This is a genomic window from Acinetobacter sp. WU_MDCI_Abxb74 (assembly GCF_025513915.1).
Lineage (GTDB): Bacteria > Pseudomonadota > Gammaproteobacteria > Pseudomonadales > Moraxellaceae > Acinetobacter > Acinetobacter calcoaceticus_C.
On the sequence record NZ_JAHPRP010000010.1, the window covers coordinates 60,769 to 85,637 of the forward strand.

The 24,869-nt window shown below is 37.8% G+C and carries 24 protein-coding genes and 1 pseudogene; 11 read left to right on the forward strand and 14 right to left on the reverse strand.

Going from position 1 to position 24,869, the window contains the following annotated elements:
- Nucleotides 1–58 precede the first annotated feature (58 nt).
- Nucleotides 59–466 (forward strand): RidA family protein, encoded by a 408-nt coding sequence (locus KTH84_RS15320; RefSeq protein WP_262473993.1) that lies wholly within the window; start codon nucleotides 59–61, stop codon nucleotides 464–466.
- An 18-nt stretch (nucleotides 467–484) separates the two neighbouring features.
- A complete protein-coding gene (locus KTH84_RS15325) occupies nucleotides 485–1,672 on the forward strand; it encodes an MFS transporter (protein WP_262473995.1) in 1,188 nt (395 codons plus the stop codon).
- Between the two features lie 664 nt (nucleotides 1,673–2,336).
- Here the strand turns inward: KTH84_RS15325 and KTH84_RS15330 are convergent.
- The 8 genes from KTH84_RS15330 to KTH84_RS15365 form a co-directional block, all read right to left on the reverse strand.
- On the reverse strand, nucleotides 2,337–2,483 hold the full coding sequence (locus KTH84_RS15330; protein WP_171459073.1) for a hypothetical protein: 147 nt from the start codon (nucleotides 2,481–2,483) through the stop codon (nucleotides 2,337–2,339).
- Between the two features lie 265 nt (nucleotides 2,484–2,748).
- Entirely contained in the window at nucleotides 2,749–3,333 is a 585-nt protein-coding gene (locus KTH84_RS15335; RefSeq protein ID WP_004649611.1) for a TerD family protein, read from the reverse strand.
- A 12-nt stretch (nucleotides 3,334–3,345) separates the two neighbouring features.
- Nucleotides 3,346–4,068, reverse strand: a complete 723-nt coding sequence (locus tag KTH84_RS15340) for a TIGR00266 family protein (protein ID WP_262473998.1) — start codon at nucleotides 4,066–4,068, stop codon at nucleotides 3,346–3,348.
- A 9-nt stretch (nucleotides 4,069–4,077) separates the two neighbouring features.
- Entirely contained in the window at nucleotides 4,078–5,361 is a 1,284-nt protein-coding gene (locus tag KTH84_RS15345; RefSeq protein ID WP_262474000.1) for a vWA domain-containing protein, read from the reverse strand.
- 107 nt (nucleotides 5,362–5,468) lie between these two features.
- Complete coding sequence (locus tag KTH84_RS15350) at nucleotides 5,469–6,047, reverse strand: TerD family protein (protein WP_133975367.1); 579 nt, start codon at nucleotides 6,045–6,047, stop codon at nucleotides 5,469–5,471.
- A 21-nt stretch (nucleotides 6,048–6,068) separates the two neighbouring features.
- On the reverse strand, nucleotides 6,069–7,139 hold the full coding sequence (locus tag KTH84_RS15355; protein WP_133975369.1) for a DUF475 domain-containing protein: 1,071 nt from the start codon (nucleotides 7,137–7,139) through the stop codon (nucleotides 6,069–6,071).
- Nucleotides 7,140–7,159: 20 nt separating this feature from the next.
- Nucleotides 7,160–7,735 carry a TerD family protein gene (locus tag KTH84_RS15360; protein WP_133975371.1) on the reverse strand — a complete coding sequence of 192 codons (576 nt, stop codon included), beginning with the start codon at nucleotides 7,733–7,735 and terminating at the stop codon, nucleotides 7,160–7,162.
- Nucleotides 7,736–7,778: 43 nt separating this feature from the next.
- Nucleotides 7,779–8,969: a TerD domain-containing protein gene (locus KTH84_RS15365; protein WP_262474002.1), complete on the reverse strand. Its 1,191-nt coding sequence runs from the start codon at nucleotides 8,967–8,969 to the stop codon at nucleotides 7,779–7,781.
- 287 nt (nucleotides 8,970–9,256) lie between these two features.
- Here KTH84_RS15365 and KTH84_RS15370 point away from each other — a divergent pair, with 287 nt between their 5' ends.
- The 6 genes from KTH84_RS15370 (at nucleotide 9,257) to KTH84_RS15395 (ending at nucleotide 15,065) form a co-directional block, all read left to right on the forward strand.
- A complete protein-coding gene (locus tag KTH84_RS15370; RefSeq protein WP_262474003.1) occupies nucleotides 9,257–10,273 on the forward strand; it encodes an ATP-grasp domain-containing protein in 1,017 nt (338 codons plus the stop codon).
- Nucleotides 10,270–11,394: a phosphoribosyltransferase domain-containing protein gene (locus tag KTH84_RS15375; RefSeq protein WP_227549210.1), complete on the forward strand. Its 1,125-nt coding sequence runs from the start codon at nucleotides 10,270–10,272 to the stop codon at nucleotides 11,392–11,394. The genes KTH84_RS15370 and KTH84_RS15375 overlap by 4 nt, the downstream gene beginning before the upstream one ends.
- Nucleotides 11,384–12,163, forward strand: a complete 780-nt coding sequence (locus KTH84_RS15380) for an HAD family hydrolase (protein ID WP_133975377.1) — start codon at nucleotides 11,384–11,386, stop codon at nucleotides 12,161–12,163. Before KTH84_RS15375 ends, KTH84_RS15380 begins: the two co-directional genes overlap by 11 nt.
- Nucleotides 12,156–13,316, forward strand: coding sequence for a cysteine protease StiP family protein (locus KTH84_RS15385; protein WP_262474005.1), 1,161 nt, complete (start codon nucleotides 12,156–12,158; stop codon nucleotides 13,314–13,316). Before KTH84_RS15380 ends, KTH84_RS15385 begins: the two co-directional genes overlap by 8 nt.
- Nucleotides 13,313–14,251 carry an HpcH/HpaI aldolase/citrate lyase family protein gene (locus KTH84_RS15390; RefSeq protein WP_133975381.1) on the forward strand — a complete coding sequence of 313 codons (939 nt, stop codon included), beginning with the start codon at nucleotides 13,313–13,315 and terminating at the stop codon, nucleotides 14,249–14,251. Before KTH84_RS15385 ends, KTH84_RS15390 begins: the two co-directional genes overlap by 4 nt.
- Nucleotides 14,252–14,777: 526 nt before the next feature.
- Nucleotides 14,778–15,065 (forward strand): pyocin activator PrtN family protein, encoded by a 288-nt coding sequence (locus KTH84_RS15395; protein ID WP_262474007.1) that lies wholly within the window; start codon nucleotides 14,778–14,780, stop codon nucleotides 15,063–15,065.
- Here the strand turns inward: KTH84_RS15395 and KTH84_RS15400 are convergent.
- Nucleotides 15,031–15,979 (reverse strand): annotated as a pseudogene (locus KTH84_RS15400) (tyrosine-type recombinase/integrase). The gene KTH84_RS15395 and the pseudogene KTH84_RS15400 sit on opposite strands and share 35 nt — an antisense overlap.
- Nucleotides 15,980–16,072: 93 nt before the next feature.
- Between KTH84_RS15400 and dusA the strand changes: the two are divergent.
- A complete protein-coding gene (gene dusA, locus KTH84_RS15405) occupies nucleotides 16,073–17,089 on the forward strand; it encodes a tRNA dihydrouridine(20/20a) synthase DusA (protein WP_410374405.1) in 1,017 nt (338 codons plus the stop codon).
- A gap of 334 nt (nucleotides 17,090–17,423) precedes the next feature.
- On the forward strand, nucleotides 17,424–17,936 hold the full coding sequence (locus KTH84_RS15410; RefSeq protein WP_202742640.1) for a hypothetical protein: 513 nt from the start codon (nucleotides 17,424–17,426) through the stop codon (nucleotides 17,934–17,936).
- Here KTH84_RS15410 and KTH84_RS15415 read toward each other — a convergent pair.
- Nucleotides 17,933–18,844, reverse strand: a complete 912-nt coding sequence (locus tag KTH84_RS15415) for a LysR family transcriptional regulator (RefSeq protein WP_262474009.1) — start codon at nucleotides 18,842–18,844, stop codon at nucleotides 17,933–17,935. The two genes, KTH84_RS15410 and KTH84_RS15415, sit on opposite strands and share 4 nt — an antisense overlap.
- A 95-nt stretch (nucleotides 18,845–18,939) precedes the next feature.
- Here KTH84_RS15415 and KTH84_RS15420 point away from each other — a divergent pair, with 95 nt between their 5' ends.
- The gene (locus KTH84_RS15420) at nucleotides 18,940–19,062 is read left to right on the forward strand and encodes a hypothetical protein (protein ID WP_133975388.1); all 123 of its coding nucleotides are present in this window, start codon (nucleotides 18,940–18,942) and stop codon (nucleotides 19,060–19,062) included.
- 51 nt (nucleotides 19,063–19,113) lie between these two features.
- On the opposite strand, the gene KTH84_RS15425 is transcribed toward KTH84_RS15420, so the two are convergent.
- The 4 genes from KTH84_RS15425 to KTH84_RS15440 all read right to left on the reverse strand — a co-directional run bounded on the left by KTH84_RS15425 (nucleotide 19,114) and on the right by KTH84_RS15440 (nucleotide 24,845).
- Nucleotides 19,114–19,875 (reverse strand): tRNA threonylcarbamoyladenosine dehydratase, encoded by a 762-nt coding sequence (locus KTH84_RS15425; protein WP_262474012.1) that lies wholly within the window; start codon nucleotides 19,873–19,875, stop codon nucleotides 19,114–19,116.
- Nucleotides 19,876–20,210: 335 nt separating this feature from the next.
- Entirely contained in the window at nucleotides 20,211–22,967 is a 2,757-nt protein-coding gene (gene acnA / locus KTH84_RS15430; RefSeq protein ID WP_262474014.1) for an aconitate hydratase AcnA, read from the reverse strand.
- A 124-nt stretch (nucleotides 22,968–23,091) separates the two neighbouring features.
- Complete coding sequence (locus tag KTH84_RS15435) at nucleotides 23,092–23,904, reverse strand: TatD family hydrolase (RefSeq protein ID WP_262474016.1); 813 nt, start codon at nucleotides 23,902–23,904, stop codon at nucleotides 23,092–23,094.
- Nucleotides 23,904–24,845, reverse strand: coding sequence for an RsiV family protein (locus KTH84_RS15440; RefSeq protein ID WP_262474017.1), 942 nt, complete (start codon nucleotides 24,843–24,845; stop codon nucleotides 23,904–23,906). The genes KTH84_RS15435 and KTH84_RS15440 overlap by 1 nt, the downstream gene beginning before the upstream one ends.
- Nucleotides 24,846–24,869: the final 24 nt, after the last annotated feature.

Below are 24,869 nucleotides of genomic sequence, written 5' to 3' on the forward strand. Positions count from 1 at the left end.
CTCAACTTAAGTTGAGGTTGGATACTCATCTAAAATTTTTACTGAACGGTTGAGTCTCATGAATCAAGAAACTTTTAAAATAATAAATCCATCAACTTTATACGACCCTACTCCAAATGCTTATAGTCATGTTGCTGTGGTAGAAAATTTTAAAAAGATTATTCATATTGCTGGTCAAGGAGGCGAAAATCCAAAAGGCGAATTAAGCCCAAACTTTGAAGAACAAGCTTCTCAAGCTATTGATAATATTAAAAATGCCTTAATCGCTGCCAATGCAGAGCTTAGCAACATTGCCGTCTTAAGAGTTTTAGTTGTTGACCATTCGGTCGAAAAACATCAAATTTTGATTAAAATTATGCAAAATTTATGGAAAAATCATCCCTTTCCTGTCTGTACACTCATTCCTGTACCACGCCTTGCATTAGAGCATATGCTCATTGAAGTCGAAGCAACCGCATACACCTAATAAAATCGAGAGAACATCATGTCTACCCCTGAAGATATCAGTCAAAATAAACCTTTGCTTTGGTTGATGGCAGCAGCATGTGGTTTATGTGCAGGTGTGAATTATTATTGCCAACCCCTTATTCACTCGATTCAACAAGACTTTGCCGTGACTCAAGCACAAGCCGCCTTAACAGTGACATTTGCTCAGGTATCTTACGCCCTCGGTTTACTTTTTATTGTTCCGATGGGTGATATCGTCAATAAAGCCAAGGCTATTCCTTTTTTAATGGTGCTTTGTGCAGTTGGCCTATTTACTTCTGCTTTTGCTGTTAACTTACCCATGCTATGGATCGGTACAATTTTAGCGGGTTTGTTTTCGGTTGCAGCTCAAGTGCTTATTCCACTTGCCACAATGACAGTAAAACCTGAAAAAACTGGCGAAATCATAGGTTTTTTAATGAGCGGCTTATTGGTCGGGATTTTACTCTCTACCAGCCTTGCAGGTTTATTTTCTAATTTCTTTCATTGGAAAGTCGTTTATGTAGTAAGCGGCATATTAATGTTGCTGTTGGCCTACACACTCAAAAGCCGTCTCCCTTATGTTTTGCGCATGAAAATGAATTATGGGCAAATCTTTCTCTCAATGGGTCAGCTTTTAAAACAGGAAAAACGACTATTACTAAGAGCACTTACAGGAGCTTTCGCCTTTGCCTCTGTGAGTATCCTATATTCCACCATCGCATTATTACTGACCTCTGCACATCATTTACCAGATCTATTTATTGGCCTTGTACCTTTAGTCGGAATCTTTGGAGCTTTATCCACCCGTTATATTGGTAAATATGCTGATCAGGGACGTACCACGTTACTCACATGGATGGGCTGTGGTTTATTCCTGTTAAGTTGGCTCTGTTTTTATTATGGACAAAGTTTGCTTGCAAGTTATGTTGCTGGTTTTGCCATAATTCAGTTGGCATTAGCTTTGGTACACACTAGCAATCAGAGCATTATTTTCCGTTTACGGCCAGATGCGAAATCTCGTATTAATGCCATCTATATGACCACATATTTTATTGGTGGTGCTGGCGGTTCCGCTTTAGGAATTTTTGCATGGAACCGTGGTGGATGGACCATGACTTGCGTTGCTGGTATTGGGTTGGTTGTGCTTTGTATTTTATTTAGCTTGTTTGATGCGTTCTTACAAAAAAAGCAAATGGCCCATTAAGTAAGTAACTCATTATAAATCATCTCTCTATATTTAACATAAGGGCGGTTATAAATTACTCGGTTAAATGCCTTTGTCGATTCAAGCGTAAACCCCGTATAATGCTGCCCTTTCATTAATTTAGCGACTTTTGGGTCTATTGGTTATGCAATCACTTCAATCGTTACAACCTCGTATTTCTGTCGCTCCAATCATGGATTGGATCGCATAAAAAATTTTATTTAAATATCATTCCTTTACTTAAATTAAAAGTGTAAAATTGGCGTAATATTTTTAAACTAGAATATTTTAAAAGTTTTATAAAAAATTGAAAATTTCTCATATTCCAAAAGAATGAGGCTTAATATTTTCAAGTAATACATATTTATTAACGTTTGCTACCTCATTTAATTCTTCATTAAAATCAATAAACTTTTTAAGAATTTTATAATAGTGGTGCTGTAACTCTAGATAGACCTAAGTTTTGTAATCCAATTTTAATATAGTTTTTTGTACTATATCCAAGATAAATTGACCAATTATATTTAGCATTATCTTCTTCTAAGATATAAGTTAAATATTTATAATTTAAATAATTTTCATAAATGAAAGTAATATATTTTTTATATTACAAAGAAGATTATCAATAACAAAATTAACATGAGCTAAATCAGTACAATCAAACCTAACAGATAGCACTTTTTAAGTTTTTTATAGCCTCGCGTTGGTTATCAAAGTTTTGCATTACATCAGATTCAGATCTATCTTCAAATAATTCCTCATCTTCTAAATCCATTTCAAAAATAGCATTAGCAAAACCCTGATTTGACATACGATCCAAAACTTCCTGATAAAATCCTACGACTTTATTTTTTTCATCAATTTGCTTGGTTTGAACTAAGTATCCGGAAGCTTCTTTGAATCGGGTATTTAATATACAGGTTATGTACAAAGGCTAAAAAGTACATGGTAAAAATATCCAGCAAAAAGATAATCACTTTTTAACTTATGAAAGAGATCTATTATGTACGTTTAGCAAAAGCTAGATAAACCTTTTTATCGCATTCATCTAGCAACTGTAAAAAAATTAAACTACTTTATAAAATAGGTAAAATGGATGGGACCATATCCTGAATTGTTTTGCCATTACATGTTTCGCCTAATGCAGACATTTTCCATGCACCATTGTGACGATAAACTTTAGCAATAATTAATGCTGTATAATTACCTTTTGCTGAAAGATTATATTTTGCAATTTCAACATTGGTTGTAGCATCAACTACACGGCAAAAAGCATTTTCAACTTTTTCGAAAGTTTGTCCCCGGAAACTACTGATTGTAAATACAATTGATTTCACTTGGCTAGGAACTTGAGTCAGATCCACATGGATTGCCTCATCATCACCCGCGCCATCACCAGTACGATTGTCACCAGAATGTTTAATACTGCCATCACGACTCTGTAATTGACCGAACCAAATGCTATCTAACGCTTTGTTATTTTCATCAAAAACAATTGCAGAGGCATCGAGATCAATCGAATCACCACCACCACCAAACATGCCAAGTAAACCGCCTTTTTTTGCGACATCCCAACCTGCACCAAGAAATATTTTAGTTAAAGATGAACCATCACCCTTTTCTAAAGAAATTTTTTGACCTTTTACTAAGCTAATGCCCATTTATAATTTCCTTCAGTTTGAATTTGAATGACCACGACCTAAAGCCGTAGCTAACCACTGTAAATAACTCGCACGATTACGTGAGCACACAATCACTTTGCCATACCCACGGAACTTAATCACTAAACCTTCACCACTCGTAAAGCTATTGACGATATTGCCAACAAAACCACCGCCACCAGAACTCGGAATGCCAATATTATAATTTAATGATGCATCCCAAGCCGCAACATGACCATTATCGATGGTGACTTCACCTTGCTCTGGTGTAATATCCAGTTCGAGTAAAGTTCCACTGCCAGAAATACACACTTTACCCTGCCCACTGGTTTCCATAACCACAAAACCGCCTGTGCCCCCAAACAATGCACCGCCTATATTACTTTGCACTTTTGCTTTGATCATGGTGTGTTCGGTTGCTGCAACAAAAGAACCATCAGATAAAATATACTGTCGTTGACCTACATCAAGAATCTGCATATCACCATCTAAATTCGGTGATAATAGACACTCTCCTGCACCTCTCACGGCTTTAATTTGCTGTTGAAACAAAGACTCTCCAGAGGTAAATTTACGCATAAAAGCTTGAAAAATTCCGCCACGTAATTTACCGCCAACCTCAAGATTTTGTTCAACCATGACCATCGCATCAGATTCACAATAGATTGCTTCACCTTGCTGCATACTGACATGTAAAAAGGGTTCTGGACTACCAACAAGACTAAATTCTGCCATTATATTTACCTATGCTCTCACGATATTTTTATTTTTTGCTTCTGCTAACCATATCGGAAATTCTTGAAGTAAAAAGTCATACAACATTGATTCAGAAATACTTTCAATATTATCTATTTTAAAGAAATTACAATTGTCTACCACGCTCCCCTCCATGGTATCTAATTTTTCTAACACACCGTAATTTTTGCCACCAATCCCTACAAATTGCCAAAATATGGGTTGCAATGATGCCTCTTGTAAAATCTTTTTAATTTTTCTAGCTTCAGAAACACCACCATCAGAAATAAAAACAATATAGACCGGTAAATTGGATGGGCTTTCTTTGGTAAAATAATGTAAGACCTCTTCAAGAACGGCAGGCTCATTATTATAGCCAGCTCCTGCATTCCATTTTTTATAACCTCCTTGTTCTGAAGCTATATAGTTATTCAAATTATTCAGGCTTACATCATTTAAACGGAGTGCTTTTTCTGCAAATGCCCAGCACTCAAAGCTGCCATCGTCATCAAAATTGATTGCCAAAGGTATAATGCGATCCATAACTTTCTGTACATCACCACATTTATATTGATGCGACATTGAACCTGAATAATCCAATATCAATGCCACTCTTGCTTTTACCTCAAGTAACTTATTTTTTTCTAAACTAACCAGTGATTTTTTAGTGAGATCAAGCAAATGGGGTGCAAATTTTTCCACCTTATCTAAAATAACTTTTTTCTTTAAATCAATTTTAGACGCTATAGGGGCAGGAGAAGAATTTTCAGCAACCTCCCCGCCAAAATGTTTCACTAATGCGGTTAATCCACCATTAAAACCTTGTCCGATAGCAGCCATGCGCCACAGATCATTTTTAAAGTAAATTTCAGTCAACATGACTGCTTTTTCTTGGCTAAAATTTGATGGATTTAATTGATAATTTGCCAATACTTCGCCTTGCTGATTCACAAGAGAAATTTGACCACTTTGAATATTTTGCATCGTTGCTTGATCATTTGCCACAGTTGCACAAATGACAAATCGGGGCGTTTGTGTCGCATTTATTTTACTTAAATCAAAAGTAAATAAATTCAAATTTTCTTGCTGAAGATATTGCACTTCACAGTGAGGCGTCTGCGGTTGATTATAAAAAGTCATATAATCATCATGGAAAAGCTGATCATTTTGTCCTACACCAAAACTGGATATATCGATATCAAATGCTGCTTTAAATTGCACACGTAAAGTAAATTTTTGATCATTTTGAATAACTTGATTAAGTGCTATTTTTTGTCCAGAAACTAACTGCATTTTTATTCTCTAATTTAGTACTTGAAAATAATTCAATATAAAATAGATTTATACCAATTACTTTCAAGTACTAAAAGATGACTCTTTTAGTACTTTAATTGATTCGCTTAAACTGCAACACCATAACTAGCAGCTAACGCACCCAGACCACCATTAAAGCCTTGACCAACGGCTTTGAATTTCCATTCGCCATTGTGGCGATATAACTCACCAAAAATCATCGCAACTTCAGTGCTACCGTCTTCAGACAAGTCGAAACGTGCCAACTCTTCTGCATTTGCATCTTGGTTAATCACACGGATATAGGCTTTATCGACCATACCGAAGTTTTGACCATTTTGCTGTCCTTCGTGGATCGTCACAGCAAATACAATTTTTGCAACTTCTTGAGGAACTTTAGATAGGTCTACAGAAATTGTTTCGTCATCACCCTCGCCATCGCCAGTACGGTTATCGCCTTTATGGTTAACCGATCCACATGGTGAAGTTTTTTGATTGAAGAAAATAAATTCACCATCTAAACGAACTTTACCATCCTCACCTGTTAAGAATGCGACAGCATCTAGATCGAATGCCTTACCATCAGTTGCACGTGGATTCCAACCTAAACCCAAGTCGACTTTATTCATCGTCGGAGCAGTTTTGGAAAGATTGATATTTCCGCCTTTTGATAAATTAATAGCCATTTTTGTTTCCTTAACTTTTGTTTATGAAGATTGTTGCTTTTTACTATATGAAATTGAAGAGATGACAGCCCAAACAATGAAGGCAACACCCACTAATCCGGTAATAACCTCTGGAATATGTAATCCTGTGCCGCTCGCCAACATAATCAACGCAAGTGCACCAATTGCATAATGCGCGCCATGTTCTAAATATACATAAGCATCAAGCGTACCTTTTTCAACCAGGTAAATGGTCATTGAACGGACAAACATCGCACCGATGGCAAGACCCAGCATTATAATTACCACATCACTGGTAATTGCAAAAGCACCGATTACACCATCGAAACTAAAAGAGGCATCTAATACTTCTAAATATAAGAAACCACCAATACCGCCTTTGACAATCGTACCTGTTGCAGTGGCACTATTTGATTTTTCAGATTCATCATCATTGCTACTGCCTTCTAATAGATGGCCAATGACTTTCACTCCCACATAGACGACAATACCCCAAACACCAGCCATCATCACAACTAAACGTGATGCATCAGGGATGTAGCTTGCTAAAATAAGTAGCACAACCAATGAAATGAAAACTGAAATCGCTTGAATATTACCTAAATCTGCTAATCTTGATTCAAGCCAATGAAACCAATGTTCATCTTTTTCATCATCAAACAAGAAATTCAGAAATACCAATAATAAGAACATGCCACCAAATGCTGCGATTTCAGCATGATGGGTCATCAGTTTTTCTGAATAAGTTGTGGGGTCATTTAATGCTAATTTAGCGACTTCAATCATGCTCATATCGGCGGTGACACCGACAATAAGCAACGGGAAAATGAGTCGCATACCAAAAACAGCAACGATAATACCCACGGTTAAAAACAGGGTTCGCCAAAATTGGTTCCAATGTTTCAGTACAGAGGCATTGACGACTGCATTATCAAAGGAGAGTGATACCTCCATAACCGCTAAAATTGCAGTAATAGCCAATACTTTAAACATTGCCATTAAACCGGCTTGGGGGCCATGGGTTAACCCCCAATATGCCGAAATGGCCAAGCAGATAATGCTAAAGATGATCGAAAAACGGAAGTGTTTCATTTTTCACCTAAGAATAGAGTTTAAATACTAATGCCATATTGACGGCACATAGCACTTAAACCACCGTTATAACCTTGACCTACAGCTCTGAACTTCCATTCACCGTTATGACGATATAACTCGCCAAAAATCATCGCTGTTTCTGTTGAATAATCTTCATTTAAGTCAAAACGTACAATTTCAACATTCGTTTGATCATTAACGACGCGAATAAATGCATTTTGCACTTGTCCAAAATTTTGACCACGGCTTTCTGCATCATGAATGGTAACGGTAATGGCAATTTTTTGCACTTCAGCAGGCACTTTCGCTAAATCAATCTTAACTGCCTCATCATCACCATCACCCGCGCCCGTACGGTTATCACCAGTATGTTCTACAGAACCTTCTGGAGAGCGCGTTTGGTTATAAAAAATAAAATCTGTTTCACCACGAACTTTGTCATTTGCAGCCAATAAAAATGCCGAGGCATCCAAGTCAAAATCTACGCCATCAGTGGCCCGAGCATCCCAACCTAAGCCAATCAAAACTTGGTTAAGTGATGGATCTGTTTTGCTTAAAGATAGATTTCCACCTTTATTTAATGAAATCGCCATAATTTTCCCTCTTCTTTATTACATGTAAATTAAATGGATAGTGTTAATCTTTTGAGCCTTTGGTCCAACGAAAACCAAAACCATAAAACTGATCTAAGGTTTTTTGACCTTCAAAATAACGTACTTCTCGATTGGCTTGAATTTCGCCATTTATATTTTTTAATTCTACAATTGCACAGGTATTTAATTGATTACCTTCAGTTAAACGTACCTCAATTTCAGGTTGATCTGGAAGACGAATGGTCACTATCCCATCTGTTGCTGCCCACTGTGCTGCACCTTCATAAATATAGGTATAGATGACAATGCGCTCAATACGATCCCATTGATTACCATTAATATGTAAATTTTCACCATTTAGAGATGCACCTGTACGATCATCTGCATCTAATTTGATATAAGGCAGTTGGTCAAAATGACCGAATCGGTTTCCAAGGGGTTGGACTAAATCAATACTGCCATCTTTAAACTGTACCATCGCCCCTAAATCTAGGTCGATTGAATTAGAGCGAGTTAATTTTTGGAAAAAGGATTCTGATTTAGCTGTGGATTTATTCCAGTTTAAATTCACCGAAATTTTGCCAAAGCCTGCGCCTTTTTTAGTTAAATTAATTCTAGAATTATTTTTATCTAACTTAATTTTTGACAAATTAAGATTCGACTTTGTCGGTGTCGGTGTCGGTGTCGGTGTCGGTGGAATGTTACTTTGAGTTTCTTCAATCACGACACCAAAATTTTCAGCCAAAGGTTTCAAGCCCCCATTAAAGCCTTGATCAATAAATCTAAATTTCCACTTATCATTATGTTTATACACTTCTGCCAAAATTAATGCTTTTTCTGTTTTAGACTGGGTCTGAATCAATGCATTAGCGATGGTTTGAGTACCGGATAAAAGTTCAATATGGATGGGAGATATCCGACTAAAATTATTTGGTTCATTAATTGTTGCACATAAAGTAACTTTTTGAATTTGTGGATCAAGTAATGCGGTATTAATCTTAAATTTAGTTAAATATGGATTATTAGAATTAGATTGAGTCAGCACCACACTTTGATTGCGTGTTTGAGTTTGCCCATAGAAAATCATATCCTGATCACCTCGCACTTTTTGCGTACTTTGTGCTAAAAGATATGCAGTACAATCAACCTCTACTTGATTAAGAATACTAGTTTTTATTAATATCTCGACCACTTCAGATGCTAAAGCAATGTTTCCACCCGCAATAAGTTGCATACGACCCTCTTACAATATTGTAATATTTCATTTAATAAATTAAGTATATGAATATAAAAAAATATCTTAAAAATTATTTTATTTGCCCTATATTGTTTTAACATAGGCAGATTCAAGCGGCAAGTGCAACAATATAAAAACCCGCTCCACATCACTGATGTGTATACCAACCCAATGACTTTCTAGGATAATTATTCATTTATTACATGAAAAATTTTATATATTTCATGTAGAATGGAAGCATAAATTTATAATTGTTATTAAAGAAAATTGAGAACAACTCTACTGTGAAATCGCACTACAATATATGGATTGCTGAAAGCTACTCCTGTCAAAACGACATTATTCAATTATTAAAACGCTCAAATTTATCTGCCCATCTGACGATTTTTTGTTCTCATAGTAAACAACGTCCAGAATTAAAGCTCTGCGCAGATTATTTTTTTCAACAACCTCCCGTTGAATACAGTGCAAATTGGCTTTTAGAACAATGTAAAGTGCATTCTATTCAACTGCTGTTTTGTGGAAAACATAGTCAATTTATTGAAAAATTTCGTGAAGAATTTGCTCGGCATGATATTCAACTAGTAACAGGTGCCACTGGTGTAGTGCAGCATGAAAACATGAACAATAAATTCCTATTTGGAGAAATTTGTGAAGCTTTAAACTTACCTAATATTCCTGCTGCGAAAGTGGATCATGTTGTTGGATTAAAGCAAGCAATTGCTGATTATCAAAAAAAATATTCACATATTTGTGCAAAACCCGTGTACGGCGTATATGGTTCTGGTTTTGTTCAACTGCGAGATGAAGTTACATATTTTAAGCAATTTCAACTCAATACACAGTGTAATACGCAACAATTTATAGAAGCCTATGCTCAATTAGATCAACCTATTGAGTATTTGATTATGCCGTTTTTAACGGGGCAAGAATGTTCCGTCGATATTGCCTGTAGCCATGGGCGAATTTTAGCCTTAGTGACCCGAGTCAAATTTAAATTTTATCAGCAATGCTATATCGAGCACCCTTGTCATGAAATCTGCAAAATTCTGGTGCCACATTTCCAATGTGATGGATTGATCAATATTCAATTTAAACAAGACGATCTGGGGGTATGGCATATTTTAGAAATTAACCCGCGTCCCGCAGGTGGTTTTGCCTATACACAACATACTGGAATTAATTTAATTGCAGAACTGATGGCTGAAAAATTGCAATTGACACTGCAACATACTGACTTCGTTCCCGTCGTTCAAGTTTTACCCATTACACAAAGTTTCAAAATGGATTATACACATTGATAAAACATATTGATTTAAGTCGTGGTCGTATTAGTGTGACTGTGAATCAGCATCATCCACAATGGAAATTGGATGATCTGCTCAGTTTTGCAGAAAGAATTAACCCTAAACGTGCATTCTTATTTGTTTCCAAAATTCTTGGAAAACATATCCCCGTTGCACCATCCGCGATGCAAAGAAGTTATCAAGATCTTGCTGCGATCATTCCCAAAGATCTGCCCTATCCCATTAGTGTGATTGGTATGGCAGAGACCGCCGTAGGTTTAGGGGCAGGTGTTTATCGTGAACTGAAACAAGATTTTGGACAAAATGCCATCTTTTTAACCACCACGCGACATCCTGTTGAAACCTTACCGACCTTAGGCTTGTTTTTAGAAGAACATAGTCATGCACAAGATCAGTTTATTTTATCCAGTCATGATCCACTTAAGCATCAGCATGTGATTGCATCGAAAACGCTTATTTTAATTGATGATGAAATTTCAACAGGAAAGACCTTTAGAAATTTAATCTTGAGCCTGAAAAAATCGGGTTTACAACAGGTTGAGCGGATTATTTTGGTGACCTTGGTCAATTGGGCGGAACAACATTTAGTCACTGATGACTTAGGGATTCCAGTTGAAGTGGTGTCATTATTACATGGCCATTGGCAATGGCAGCAGAACCAGCAACCTATAGACATTGACATGCCCGATGTCAGCTCAACCCAGCAGCAAGCTCAAAAAATTATTGCCCCTCATGATTGGGGACGCGAACCGACCTTTCTAAATTGTAGCGCTTGGAAAAATATTCAACCACCTTTGCCCCATGAAAAAATCTTGGTCTTAGGTTCGGGTGAATTTAGTTGGATTCCATTTCTAATTGCCGAGCAATTAGAGCAGCAAGGGGCTGAAGTTTATTACAGCTCAACCACACGCTCTCCCATCAAGCAAGGTCATGCCGTTGAAAGTATTTGTGCATTTAAAGATAATTATGGACTAAATATTAATAACTATGCCTATAACGTTAAACATCAACAGTTTGATCGAGTTTTATTGGTCATTGAAACAGCTCAAGATAGCGTCGATCCTGTCCTGTTTGAACAAATAAAAAATCTGGAAATTATTAGTTATGAATCCTAAGCCGTTAATTTTTGTTGACTTAGATGACACGCTGTTTCAAACAAATCGTAAAAGTCCTCCGACACCATTACATAAAATTGCAACGCTAGATCAATTTGGTGAGCCTCTGTCTTATATGCTTCCCAAACAGCAAATTTTTGTGAATTGGTTGTTGGCATCTGCTGATGTTATTCCTGTGACTGCACGCTCAGTTGCAGGCTTGCAGCGGGTACATCTTCCTTTTCTGCATGGTGCGGTATGTTCACATGGTGGAACTATTTTAGCGGCAGATCAACAGGTTGATCAGGAATGGCTTGAAATCCAGCATAAGGCGGCAGCTGAACTGGATGAGTTACTGACTAAGTTACCAGCGCTATTGCTCGATTATGCCAAACCATTTGGTTCAATCCGCACTTGGACGATGCAAGAAAATGGTGGGAAAATTTATACTGTTGCCAAGCAAAATGATCCTGTGCCTTTATTTCTGCACCAAATGATTGAACACTTACCTGCTGAAGTACTTGAACACTGCTATGTCCATATCAATGGCAATAATTTAGCCATTCTTCCCAAATTTGTGTCTAAACAAAAAGCAGTTGAGTTTTTTATCAATAAATATGACCCAAATCGTGAACGTGCCATTTTAGGTTGGGGCGACAGTTTGTCTGATGCAGGCTTTTTAGGCTGCTGTGATTGGTTTGGTATGCCTAAAAATAGTCAGTTAGATAAATTTTTAGTACAAAATCTAGCACAAGATCATCAGGCAAAAGGATATTTAGGACATGTATAAAAACCATGCGTTAGCATCTAGTCTTCAAACACTGGGGTTCCATGGCTCTTATCGACCTGAAGATGTGACCTTCTTGCTCAATATTGATGAAATAGACCCCACACCCGTAGCTGAAAAAGAGTATCTGATTCAATCTGGGAAAAAACACTATTCACAAATGATTAGTGTTGAACATCCACCTTCAGATGAGCAAATGCGACATTTTGAATACGCTTTTGAGCAAGGTGCTGAACGTCTGGCAAGTGATGTGCAGAAGATTGGCAACTCACTGATGGTTCGATTTCCCAAGCAACCGATTATTTTAGTCAGCTTGGTTCGCGCTGGCGTCCCTTTAGGTGTACTCCTTAAACACTATATTCACAAGCATCAGGATTGTGAGCATTACGGGATTAGTATTATCCGTGATCGCGGTATTGATTTTGCAGCATTGCAGGCGATTATCGAACAACACGGCGCGGAAAATATTGTTTTTGTCGATGGCTGGACGGGTAAGGGTGCAATTTGTCGAGAATTGACCCAAAATTTGGCAGATTATCCCGCATTATTTGATGCAGGGTGGGAGGTTCCTCGCCTTGTGACCTTAGCCGATTTAGGTGGTTATTCGTGGTTAAGTGCCAGTTGTGAAGATTGGCTGATTCCGTTTGGTATGCTAGGTTCCGTGATCTCAGGCTTAACCTCACGGACTATTTTAAAAGATACGATTGATTTCGATCTGGCAAAGAAAAATTGCTACGATCCGAAGAATTGGCATAGCTGTTTAATCTATCAACATCTGGCTCAGTATGATATTTCAGTCGAGTTTATCGACAAAATATTAAATCTTATTCAACAGCATCCGCATAGCGATTTGGCAAATTGGAATAATCACATTCGACTCAAACAACAAAAAATTTGTTTAGATACCATTGACTGGATCTTTGAGACCTATACAGTTAAAAATATTAATCATATTAAGCCTAGTATTGCAGAAGCCACGCGTGCCGTATTAAGACGCGTTCCTGAAAAAATATTAATCCGTGATCCATCCAATCCACATATACAATTACTGCTGCATTTTGCCAAAGAACGGAATATTGCCGTAGATATTTTAGGTGCCAAGTTAGGCCCATATCATGCAGTGACTCTGATAAAAAAAGTCGAGAAAAATAAATGAAACAACTGCAACATGCGATTGAGCTGGGTGCAACTATGTACATTCCTGCAACCCATGAGCAATTATGGGAAGTGACTGAAGGCATTAAATTTCCAATACTAAAATCGATTGCGGTCTGTTTAGAAGATGCCGTGTTGGAAAAAGACGTGCAAACAGCCATGGTCAATTTAAAGCATTTATTACAAAAACGTTTAGAGCAGCCAAACTTAAAGGCGCCTGCGATATTTATTCGCCCTAGAAATATTGAAATGGCGAAACATATTGTCGATTGGGACTTAAATCACACCTATAGTGGCATGATTTTACCCAAGTTTACGCTGCACGATTTAAAGCAGTGGATGGACATTTTGCCACCCAATATCAACCTGATGCCGACGCTTGAAACCAAAGAAATTTTTGATATGGGCCATAATATGGAGCTTAATCAAGCACTCAAATATGACTTTCATAAAACCCTATGTCTAAGAATTGGCGGTAATGACCTGTTGTCCTGTTTACATTTACGTCGCCCTAAAAACAGTACGATTTACCAAACTCCAGTGGGCATGTTAATTGCACAATTGGCAGGCTTATTTATTCCAGCGGGCTTTCAACTCAGTTCACCCGTATGTGAACATATTGACCGCACGCAATTGCTGATGGATGAATTATGCCAAGATATGAATAACGGCATTTATACCAAAACGGCCATTCATCCCTCACAAATTGAATATATTCATCGCGCCTTGCAAATCAATAGCGAAGAATTTCATGAAGCACAGCAAATTTTATCGCAAGATGCGAAAAGTGTATTTAAAAGCCACGGTTCCATGTTAGAACCAGCGACACATCGCAATTGGGCAGAGATGATTTTATTACGCTATAAAACTTTTGGTTTATCTAAACCTCAGGCCTCAAGCCAAGAAAAATTCATGCTCAATACATTCTCACTTTAACTATTTTAATACCAAATTTTATTGCACAAACATGAAGAAATTGAATTTCTCCTATACTAGCCAAATTTAAGATATAACTCGGGTATAGGGTCAGTCTAATTTAGTAAACTTACTGAATATAGCAATTCGAGCGTGTACATTACCTGACTTAATTCTAAAAAATTTTTGCTATTAACTTGCCTACTGAAATTGGGTAAAAACTATTTTTCGATTTTCTCAAGGAGAGGACTCAAAAATCCAAATACTTGAAACTCTAAGAAATAGAGCTATTATTCTCCCAGCTAATTTACTATTAAAAATTAAATCAGTAATAAAGGGCATCAATCGACGCCCTTTATTCAATTCAAAGCCCTAACACTCTCCTGCAACCCTTGCTGAATTTGATTCAATCTAGGCATGTCTATTTAAAAATCGCTCTTTTTACCACATTGCTTATGTTGAGCTAGAATTTAATATTGCCACATGTCTTATAGTCATTTTCAGGACCACGAATTTAATTTAAGACTTTAAAATAAAAGGAAAAAACATGAATCCAGTTCTTAAGATATCAGACTATGTTTTCATGCAGTTTAGAACATCAATACCAACATTAAAGAAAGTGGGTGAAATTTACTATCCTCACCTAAGTAAAGCTAAATTGCTTGAAAAGGCTAGAAAAATGGAGTTCCCCTTTGTATGTTATAAACTTGATGAAAGCCAAAAATTACCATATTTAGTTGATATTATTGACTTAGCATTTATCCTTAAACAACATTATCAAGCGATAAGAGTTGAAGCCTTTATGAAAGGAACTCTAGCAAATTATCAAGGCTAAGCGTCTCCTTTCTTCGCTTAACAGATACATATCGCTCCAAACTCCCCCATGAATCATGCAAACTTACTTTCTGAATTTCAGGTATCGTAAAACTTTGTTCTACAAGTCTCCTACAGCCTTCATGTCTTAAATCATGAAAATGTAAATCTTCAATTCCCAGTATTTTACATGCTTCACGAAACTCTTTTCCTATGCTTTTTAGGTTCAGAGGCAATAAGAGCTATTTATCATACCCTAATCGCAGCATACAACTTCGCACTTCATTATCTAATAAATATGCTCAATTATTGTTTTTACGTGGCTCCAAAACATAAAAAGACTTGTGATTACCTTTAGAACTACTCAGATTTTTCAAATCATAGACTTTCCATGAAGAGTTGTAAGAATCATAATCTTGCCGCCATAAACGTGTTAACTCTGCTTCTTCCATGCCCCACATAACAGATGCATGAGATAGAACACCTCTAATATGTAAAAGCTCATACTGCTGTGTACTTGCAATTGGTTCTAAGCCAAGATTCGGCACACCTCTCCGTCTTAGAGCCACATGCTCAGCTAAATGTGTTGAATGTATTTTTGTGATAATATTGCGCGCGATTGGCAACTTCTTAATTAAGAGTAGAGCATAGCGTTTCGTTGTTCCGTATTCGCTCCCAACTTCATCCAAGTATTTATCTATGGCATCTGACAAAGCTAGATCAATCAGCTGTTCTTTGCCAAGTAAAATTTCTGGATTTTCTTGGATCTCAACTTCTCTTTTTTAAGCCAGTTTTCTGCCACTTTTTTGAATAAAATGTTTTGCTTTCAGAGTAAGCTGGATAACCTTTTTTGTTGATCCGGATAGTAGCTCGGTAACTAACACTTCCATCTGCACTTTTTCTGGCAGTAATTGACCCATAAACTATTTTTTCCATTATGGTGTAAACGCAAACAGATTAACGCAGCTAAACATGAGTTCCCACAGATTCAAACAAGTTACAAAACACTGATTAAAGGTATGATTTTTAATGACTCTTAACAAAACCATTGAAACTATTAAATCTCCAAGAATCAGTGTCGCTCCAATGATGGATTGGACAACAAAGGATTATCGATTCTTTGCGCGCTTGTTTAACCCAAACGTTGTGCTATATACAGAAATGGTCACTACAGGCGCAATTCTTTTTGGTGATGCAAAACGCCATTTAGACTATAGCGCTCAAGAACACCCTATCGTATTACAGTTGGGCGGTTCAAATCCGCAAGAGCTTGCGACCTGCACAAAAATGGCCGAAGACTGGGGTTACGATGAAGTCAACCTCAATGTAGGCTGCCCTAGCGACCGTGTACAGAACAATAAAATTGGTGCTTGCTTAATGGCAGAACCAGATTTGGTTGCTGAATGCATTCACACTATGCAAAAAGCTGTAAACATTCCGGTAACGGTAAAACACCGTATCGGGATTGATGACATGCACTCTTATGAAGAGATGCTTCATTTTGTAGATACAGTTGCTGCAACAGGTTGCACTCATTTTGTAGTGCATGCTCGCATTGCTATTTTGAAAGGCCTGTCACCAAAAGAAAACCGTGAAGTTCCACCTTTACGCTACGAAGATGTTTACCGTTTAAAGCAAGAGCGCCCACACCTCACTATTGAAATTAACGGCGGGATTAAAACGTTTGCTGAAACTCAAACACATTTACAGCATGTGGATGGCGTCATGATTGGCCGTGAAGCCTATCATAATCCGTACTTACTCGCGGAAATGGGTCAGCTTTGGAATTTGGAGGCTCCAGATAGATTCGAAATTATGGAACAAATGCTACCTTATATTGAACAGCGTATGGCTGAAGGTGCTCCACTCTCCATCATTACACGTCATATTTTAGGCTTATTCCAAAATTTACCAGGTGCGCGTAAATGGCGTCAGGCGCTAAGTGGCGGAAATGCAAAAACTTTAGCTGATGTAGAACAGGCTATTTGCAACATGCAATCAGCTTTAATTCGTACTGAGGAATATTTAAAAGAACATCAGGCTTAAGCATGTGATGGCTTCTTAAATTGTAAGAAAATGTGGCATTTTAAATCAGGGACTTAGATTTTGAGTATATTCGCAATGACTGAATTAAATTATTCAAATTTAAGCTCTGATTAATTATTTTTAAATAATAATATCAACAACTTAAGTTAAATTGTTTTTATGTTTCATTTTAATGAATATCTTTTTACCTCTAAGCAATAATATTTGGGAAAAAGATACGTTATTACATAACACAAACAAAACTTTTAAGGTACGCCTATTAGTATCTCTGAACGCCACAGGTAGGTGGTGATTTTTTAAATATGGATATAGATAGTACGGTAGAGATTTCACGATGATTATTTATGACGGACAAGTAGCTGATAATTATATGTATCAGGACTCAAAGCAGGCAGCCATTGTTGTATCCCACAGCACTCCAAGTCTCCCTTACCCTTTCACCATGAAACCTAGTAATCATCAAACTGAAACTTCCGATACTCCAGCAATAGATGTTGATAGATTCGTAGCTAAATTAGAAAGTATTACTTCAAGACGCAGCAAATCCCGTTGTGCACGTAGTATCCGCCTTGCTCTCGAATCTGCTGGTGCAGATATTCGGAATCACCCAATCGCAGCTTCTGACTGGGGTGACACTCTCAAAAAGATTGGCTATAAAGAAATTAATCCAGCCTTTGATGAACCACAAGAAGGTGACATCTATATCATCCACAGAACTCGTAACCACGTATATGGACATATTGCTGGATATACAGGTAGTGAATGGGTCTCTGACTTCAAACAAAATAGTTATGATGTCTATAAAGATGACAGCGTTACTTACACTTATTATAGGTTAGCTGCCTAGTCAATTTTCCAAGATTGAAACGTTTGATGAATGAGTTCGACACAATGCTGAATAATTTCATCGTTCTCTTTTCTATAGACTAAAACCACCTCTGAAAATAATAGATGATCTGCCAACGATAACAATTTTACATTGGCAGGTAAAATCTGCTCAAACTCTTCAGGAACAATACTTACCCCTAAATTTGCAGCCACAAGCTGTAATTGTGAAATTTTGCGTGACTGAATCGCAGCCTTCAGAGGTGTAAACCCAGCAGCTAAACATAGATTTGAAACAAAATAGCTTAAACCACCTCTTTTAGAATGTGGTGTAGAAACGAAATATTCATCTTTTAAGTCTTTAACTTGAATCTCTTGTTTATTTGCAAACTTAGCATGATCAATATGCACAGCCACCATTAAGGGTTCTTCATATAACTTAAGTACATTAATCTCATCTAATGTGTGCCGAACTGGTGGCCTGATCAAACCAATATCAATTTCACCATTCATTAAAGCTAAAATTTGATGCTCTGATGACAAGGTGTTTATCTCAAAATTGATCTCTTGGGTTAAGCTCACTTCTTTTAATATCTGAACCTTTTTATCATCCATAACAATACTGCTCGAGTGAGCAATCTTAATCTGGCGGTTTCTCCCTTCCGAAACACCTTTAGAAAGATCAATAATTTCATTTAAGTAGAGTAGGTTATCTTTTATTTTTTTATAAAAGACTTCACCAGCTGCTGTAAGCTTTACTTTCTTGTCAGTACGATCAAACAACTGAAACTCAATCTCTTCTTCTAATAGCTTAATTTGTCGACTTAAAGCTGACTGAGCAATAAAGAGTTTTTCTGAAGCAGCGGTAAAACTGCCTTCTTCAACAATTTTTATGAAATATTGAAATTGTTTTAAAGTGAGCATTCCCATCTCAAAATTAGATCATTAAGTCTATTTTCTATATTAGATTAGATAGATTTACTTCGCTAGACTTTTATCAAAGCCCTTCACTTGTTGAATTATTCATGAAGTATTTAAAAAGTTTCGCCATATTCACTGTCATTATTTTAATTTTATGGTGCTTTAAATTTTATGATCAGCAGCTTCCAACACAGCCTAAACACGACACAATAGAGTTATATGATTAAAAAAGAAAAAGACATGTCCAAACATAAAAGCATGCCCTTTTTATATTTAAATTAAGCTTTCTTTAAATCGAGTTTCTTTAAAACCTCAGCTACAGCAATCATGGCAAAACTTGAAGTCACCACTACTGCGGAACCATAGCCACCACAGCGCAACCCAGCTGATGGGCACACATCTGCACTAGAAAATGGATTGTCGATTGAGTAAACACAAGTAATTCCAAATTTCTCTTTTGGCTTTTTACAGATGCCTCGAGCGCGAAGCTGGCTACGTAGCTTTGCCAACATTGGGTCTTGTTCTGTTTTTGATAAATCAGCCACGCGAATTTTAAGAGGATCAAGCTTGCCACCCGCCCCACCAGACACAATCAAAGGAATTTTGTTAAAACGGCAATGCAGCATTAAAGCCAATTTCGCTTTAACGTCATCAATACAGTCTAGAACAATGTCCGGTACGGGATTTAAAAGCTCTACAACATTCTCAGGTGTTAAGAAGTCATCAATAATATTTACTTTAATGCGCGGGTTAATCTGGCGACAACGCTCCGCCATAATCTCAACTTTTTCACAGCCCAGCGTTGATGTCATTGCGGGCAACTGACGATTTACATTTGATGCTGCTACCACGTCCATATCGACCAACGTGATCTCGCCAATACCTGTACGCGCTAAAGCTTCAACCGCCCAACTGCCCACACCACCAATACCAATCACCATCACATGACTTTTTTCATAGTGCTGGAACGATGAATCACCATAAACTTTGGCTACACCTGCAAAACGACGTTCATATTCATCTTGTTGGAGATCGGTCATTGTTACTCTTGGGGGGATATAAAACACGGTGGCTATTTTACTGCTTTTCAGAAGAAAGTGTATTTCATATCAAAGAAAACTTGAGATCGTGATATTTGAATTCACGGTAAGTCTTGTCATTATAAGTCAAATTATATTATTTAAGATTTAAGTCATCATTTACTAGCGCGACAGGCGGCATGGATGCTGCCCAGTTGGGCTGCAGTATAAGGACATACCGTCAGCCCGACAAAGGATTTTTGTTACTTTTTATCCTCTTAAAAAGTAAAGATACGCCTATAAATCTAACATTAGCTCATACACATTCATTATAAGGCTCTGCTAAGTTTATTGATTTATGAAGCAATCAAATTCCGAAGTACATAATGCAAAATACCACCAGCCTTAAAGTACTCAACCTCATTTAATGTATCAATTCGACATAACACATTAAAATGGCTAGCGACTCCATCCGGCCCTTTTACATCAACTTCAAGAATTTGATGAGGTTCAATTCCATCCGATAAACCACGGATTGATATCACCTCATGACCAGTCAAGTTCAGAGATTGTCTAGTTTGACCATCGACGAACTGTAAGGGCAACACTCCCATACCCACCAAGTTTGAACGGTGAATACGTTCAAAGCTCTCCGCAATCACTGCTTTCACGCCTAATAAATTTGTTCCCTTAGCAGCCCAGTCTCGTGAAGATCCTGTTCCATATTCTTTACCGGCAATAATCACAAGTGGTGTATGTTCTTGTTGGTAAAGCATCGCTGCATCATAAATGGCAAGCTTTTCACCACTTGGAATATAGATAGTATTACCACCCTCTTCACCGCCCAGCATTTCGTTTTTAATACGAATATTGGCAAAAGTCCCGCGCATCATGACTTCATGATTACCACGTCGAGAACCATAAGAGTTAAAGTCTTTTGGTTCAACGCCCTGCTCTTGTAAATATCGACCTGCTGGGCTGTCTTTTTTGATATTACCGGCTGGGGAAATATGGTCTGTCGTTACTGAATCTCCCAACACTGCCAAAATATTTGCCTGTTCAATATTTTTAATTGGTTTTGGGGGTTCACCAATACCTTCAAAGAAGGGAGGATGACGAATATAAGTTGAGTCATCAGCCCACTCATAAGTTTTGCTTTGTGGAATTTGAATCGCTTGCCATGTTGCATCACCATCAAAGACCGCTGCATATTCTTTGTGGAACATCTCTGTATTTACTTTCTGCAAGGCTTCATCAATTTCTGCCTGACTTGGCCAGATATCTTTTAAATAGACAGGTTGTCCATCTTTGCCTAGCCCAAGAGGCTGTGTGGTCAAATCGGTGCGAATATTACCAACCAAGCCATAAGCCACCACAAGAGGTGGTGAAGCAAGCCAGTTTGTTTTAACTAACGGATGTACGCGTCCTTCAAAGTTACGGTTACCAGAGAGTACAGATGCAACATTCAAATCATGGCATTGAATTGCTTCTTCCACTGGTTCCGGTAGTGGACCTGAGTTACCAATACAAGTGGTACAACCATATCCCACCAAGTTATAACCCAACTCATCTAAATAAGGCGTAAGCCCAGCAGCCAGTAAATAGTCGGTAACGACCTTAGAACCAGGTGCGAGAGAGCTTTTCACCCATGGTTTTCGTTGTAAGCCTTTTTCAATGGCTTTTTTAGCCAGCAAACCTGCTGCCAACATCACGCTAGGGTTAGAGGTATTAGTACAAGAGGTAATTGCTGAAATAACAACATCCCCATGATTGAGTGGATAGGTTTCCCCTTCAATTACGCAAGATGGACTTTCATGTTGAATATTTGCTTTTTTCGCTTCTACCGCGGTACCGCCCCCGCCTTCATTTTCTAAACGCTCTTTGGCTTCTTTTGCTGGTTTTAAAGTTAGCTCCATGAGTGCATTAAACGTTTTAGGCACTTCTGATAAAAGCACACGATCTTGCGGGCGTTTTGGTCCAGCCAAACTTGCTTGCACCGTGGTCATGTCTAAACTTAAAGTATCTGTAAAAACAGGTTCATCACCCGCATTTCGCCATAGACCTTGTGCTTTGCTATAAGCCTCAACCAATTCAATACGGTCACTTTGACGGCCAGTTAGTCTTAAATAACCCAATGTCACTTCATCAATCGGGAAGAAACCACAAGTCGCACCATATTCCGGTGCCATATTGGCAATAGTTGCGCGGTCAGCCAGCGGCAAATCTGCCAGACCATCCCCGTAAAACTCTACAAATTTACCCACCACACCTTTTTGGCGAAGCATTTGAGTAATAGTAAGCACCAAGTCAGTTGCCGTAATACCTTCTGGTAATTTTCCTGTGAGTTTAAAACCGATGACTTCAGGAATAAGCATCGAGATAGGTTGGCCCAACATAGCTGCCTCAGCCTCAATACCCCCTACACCCCAACCTAAAACCCCAAGACCATTAATCATGGTGGTATGCGAATCTGTCCCTACCAAAGTGTCAGGAAATGCAAAGGTTTTACCGTCATCTTCCCCTAACCATACTGCCTGAGCCAAATACTCTAAATTGACCTGATGGCAAATACCCGTACCTGGCGGCACGACACTAAAGTTATTAAATGCGGACTGTCCCCAACGTAAGAACTGATATCGCTCACCATTTCGTTGCATTTCAATCTGTACGTTATCGGCAAAGGCATGGTCATCGGCAAAATGATCAACCATAACCGAATGGTCAATGACTAAATCAACAGGAGATAACGGATTAATTTTTTCAGGGTCTCCCCCCGCTTGAGCCATAGCCGCACGCATAGCCGCTAAATCAACAACCGCAGGAACACCCGTAAAATCTTGCATTAAAACTCGCGCAGGCCGATATTGAATTTCCTGATCTGAGCTTCGATTTTTTAACCATTCTGCTAAAGCATGGATGTGTTCTGTTTTAACACTATGTTGATCTTCAAACCGTAATAAGTTTTCCAATAATACTTTTAAAGATTTCGGTAGTTTGGCAATGTCCCCTAGCGTTTTCTCTGCTTGGGCTAAGCTAAAAATCTGATAATTGCTGGAACCTACTGTTAGCGTCTGTAAAGCATTAAAACTATTTATATTGCTATACTTAGCCATCGGGTTATCCTCCCATATCTGGCAATGTTATTTTTCACGTTTTTACATGTTGTTTTCTTACTTTAAGCTTCTTTTTTAATCGCTGTGTTTTGTTTTAGTTAATATTTCTAATCTTTGATTTTTATTACGATAATTTCAACGCCAAGAGCGAGCTTTCCCAAAGCTGTTCTGCCAAATCTGGCTCTGATATGTTTAAGTTTTCTGCCAAACTTTGCAAAACATAAGGCAAATTAACTGGAGTATTACGGGTACGTTGTTCTGTTGAGGTTTGACAACAAAGGGGTGTCATATCAGGACAATCAGTTTCAATCACCAAGTGCTCTGCACCTATAGCTTGTACAACTGTATGAAGCTTTTTCGCATTCGGGTTGGTAATTTGCCCTGTCACACCAATTTTGAACCCAAGCTTAATAAGACCCTTTGCTTCTTCTATTCCACCACTAAAAGCATGGGCAATTCCACCCAGTTTAAATTTTTGAGCTTTTAATATAGCAAGCACATCGCCATGTGCCTTTCGAATATGAAGTAATACTGGTTTCTGATATTGAGTTGCCAGTTCAAGCTGTTGGGCGAAATATTCTTTTTGCTTCGCATATACATCTGGATGCTTATGCTCTTTTAAAAAAGTATCTAAACCGATTTCACCCACAGCCACACAGTCTTGTTGTTGCAAAATTTGTTCAAGGTGAGAAAGATGGTCTGGCTGATGTTGCTCAATATAAAATGGGTGTAAGCCGGGTGCTAAATAAGAAGTCGGTACATTTTCCCAGCTCTTTAATTGATGATGCGTTTTTAGCAATTCATCAAAATGTGACTGCACAAACCCAATTAAAACCAGTGCATCAACGCCAGCTTTTTTGGCATGAAGTGCTAACTGTTGCCGATCTTCATCAAAATCGGCAACATCAAAATGCGTATGTGTATCAAACAGACGCATTAGCTTCCACTTTTTGCAACAGGTGCTGAAGCAGGTTGCACTTTAGGCTGCGGCAAATATTCTTTTTTCAAAACTTCCTGTAATTGATCATATGGAATAACTAATCGAGGTAGCCCAACCACATAAGGTCCAATTTCATATTCACCATATTGAAGGATTAAACCTTGCTCACCCAATAAGAAATTATCAGATAATTTAAATGGCCAAGCTTGTTCATAGTCAGCAACATTATCAGCCAATTTAGAGTCTGTTACCCAAGTCTTAAAGGCTTCATGCGCCAACTTCTCTAACGCCGCTTTTTGCTGTGGACGTAATAAATCTTCAAGCTTGATCTGCTTTTGTTCTTTTAAATCAAAATTATAATAATGCTGTGCAGCAGAACCATGAGCACCGCCTAAATAGCTACTGCTATTAAGTACAACGGTTACAACTTTACCTTGAGCCTGCAAAATTTTCGGCTTAACCAAAAGATTAATTTGATGATTACTACTTAAAGCTTTTAATTCATTATCCAGACCAATAAATGAATTTGCATAACGTTGAACCTGTGCATCAAAGCTATTTTTTTGCTCTGCACTCGCAACCGCTGAAGCTTCTGTTTTTTGATCTGGCTGCTTCACTTTAGCATCGGGTTCAGCAATCTCTAAAATTTGATCTAGAGCCTTTAAGATTTGCTGATCTACAATTTTATCAATAAATGGGAAATTACTCTGTAAACGCTCAACTGTAAATTCGGGGCAAGTTTTACCATCACAATCAGGTAAAGCAACCTTACTCGGAACTGTTTCGCCCTTCAAAGTCAGCTCTACTGGCTTTTGTTCCTCAACTGCTGGTTTCTGTTGCTCTTGAGAATCCTTAGGATCGGCTTTAGGTTGGCATGCCACCAAAAATATAGCCGAAGCAAGCAAAGTTAATCGCAGTGAAGCTTTAGAAGATAACATCATATTTTGCCTTTTATTCTAAGG

What these genes read in the sequence shown, in the direction of transcription:
- KTH84_RS15320 (WP_262473993.1), top strand. Translation starts at nt 59, where the DNA reads ATGAATCAAGAAACTTTTAAAATAATAAATCCATCAACTTTATACGAC.
- KTH84_RS15325 (WP_262473995.1), top strand. Translation starts at nt 485, where the DNA reads ATGTCTACCCCTGAAGATATCAGTCAAAATAAACCTTTGCTTTGGTTG.
- KTH84_RS15330 (WP_171459073.1), bottom strand. Translation starts at nt 2,483, where the DNA reads ATGTCAAATCAGGGTTTTGCTAATGCTATTTTTGAAATGGATTTAGAA.
- KTH84_RS15335 (WP_004649611.1), bottom strand. Translation starts at nt 3,333, where the DNA reads ATGGGCATTAGCTTAGTAAAAGGTCAAAAAATTTCTTTAGAAAAGGGT.
- KTH84_RS15340 (WP_262473998.1), bottom strand. Translation starts at nt 4,068, where the DNA reads ATGGCAGAATTTAGTCTTGTTGGTAGTCCAGAACCCTTTTTACATGTC.
- KTH84_RS15345 (WP_262474000.1), bottom strand. Translation starts at nt 5,361, where the DNA reads ATGCAGTTAGTTTCTGGACAAAAAATAGCACTTAATCAAGTTATTCAA.
- KTH84_RS15350 (WP_133975367.1), bottom strand. Translation starts at nt 6,047, where the DNA reads ATGGCTATTAATTTATCAAAAGGCGGAAATATCAATCTTTCCAAAACT.
- KTH84_RS15355 (WP_133975369.1), bottom strand. Translation starts at nt 7,139, where the DNA reads ATGAAACACTTCCGTTTTTCGATCATCTTTAGCATTATCTGCTTGGCC.
- KTH84_RS15360 (WP_133975371.1), bottom strand. Translation starts at nt 7,735, where the DNA reads ATGGCGATTTCATTAAATAAAGGTGGAAATCTATCTTTAAGCAAAACA.
- KTH84_RS15365 (WP_262474002.1), bottom strand. Translation starts at nt 8,969, where the DNA reads ATGCAACTTATTGCGGGTGGAAACATTGCTTTAGCATCTGAAGTGGTC.
- KTH84_RS15380 (WP_133975377.1), top strand. Translation starts at nt 11,384, where the DNA reads ATGAATCCTAAGCCGTTAATTTTTGTTGACTTAGATGACACGCTGTTT.
- KTH84_RS15385 (WP_262474005.1), top strand. Translation starts at nt 12,156, where the DNA reads ATGTATAAAAACCATGCGTTAGCATCTAGTCTTCAAACACTGGGGTTC.
- KTH84_RS15390 (WP_133975381.1), top strand. Translation starts at nt 13,313, where the DNA reads ATGAAACAACTGCAACATGCGATTGAGCTGGGTGCAACTATGTACATT.
- KTH84_RS15395 (WP_262474007.1), top strand. Translation starts at nt 14,778, where the DNA reads ATGAATCCAGTTCTTAAGATATCAGACTATGTTTTCATGCAGTTTAGA.
- dusA (WP_410374405.1), top strand. Translation starts at nt 16,073, where the DNA reads ATGACTCTTAACAAAACCATTGAAACTATTAAATCTCCAAGAATCAGT.
- KTH84_RS15410 (WP_202742640.1), top strand. Translation starts at nt 17,424, where the DNA reads ATGATTATTTATGACGGACAAGTAGCTGATAATTATATGTATCAGGAC.
- KTH84_RS15415 (WP_262474009.1), bottom strand. Translation starts at nt 18,844, where the DNA reads ATGGGAATGCTCACTTTAAAACAATTTCAATATTTCATAAAAATTGTT.
- KTH84_RS15420 (WP_133975388.1), top strand. Translation starts at nt 18,940, where the DNA reads ATGAAGTATTTAAAAAGTTTCGCCATATTCACTGTCATTATTTTAATT.
- KTH84_RS15425 (WP_262474012.1), bottom strand. Translation starts at nt 19,875, where the DNA reads ATGACCGATCTCCAACAAGATGAATATGAACGTCGTTTTGCAGGTGTA.
- acnA (WP_262474014.1), bottom strand. Translation starts at nt 22,967, where the DNA reads ATGGCTAAGTATAGCAATATAAATAGTTTTAATGCTTTACAGACGCTA.
- KTH84_RS15435 (WP_262474016.1), bottom strand. Translation starts at nt 23,904, where the DNA reads ATGCGTCTGTTTGATACACATACGCATTTTGATGTTGCCGATTTTGAT.
- KTH84_RS15440 (WP_262474017.1), bottom strand. Translation starts at nt 24,845, where the DNA reads ATGTTATCTTCTAAAGCTTCACTGCGATTAACTTTGCTTGCTTCGGCT.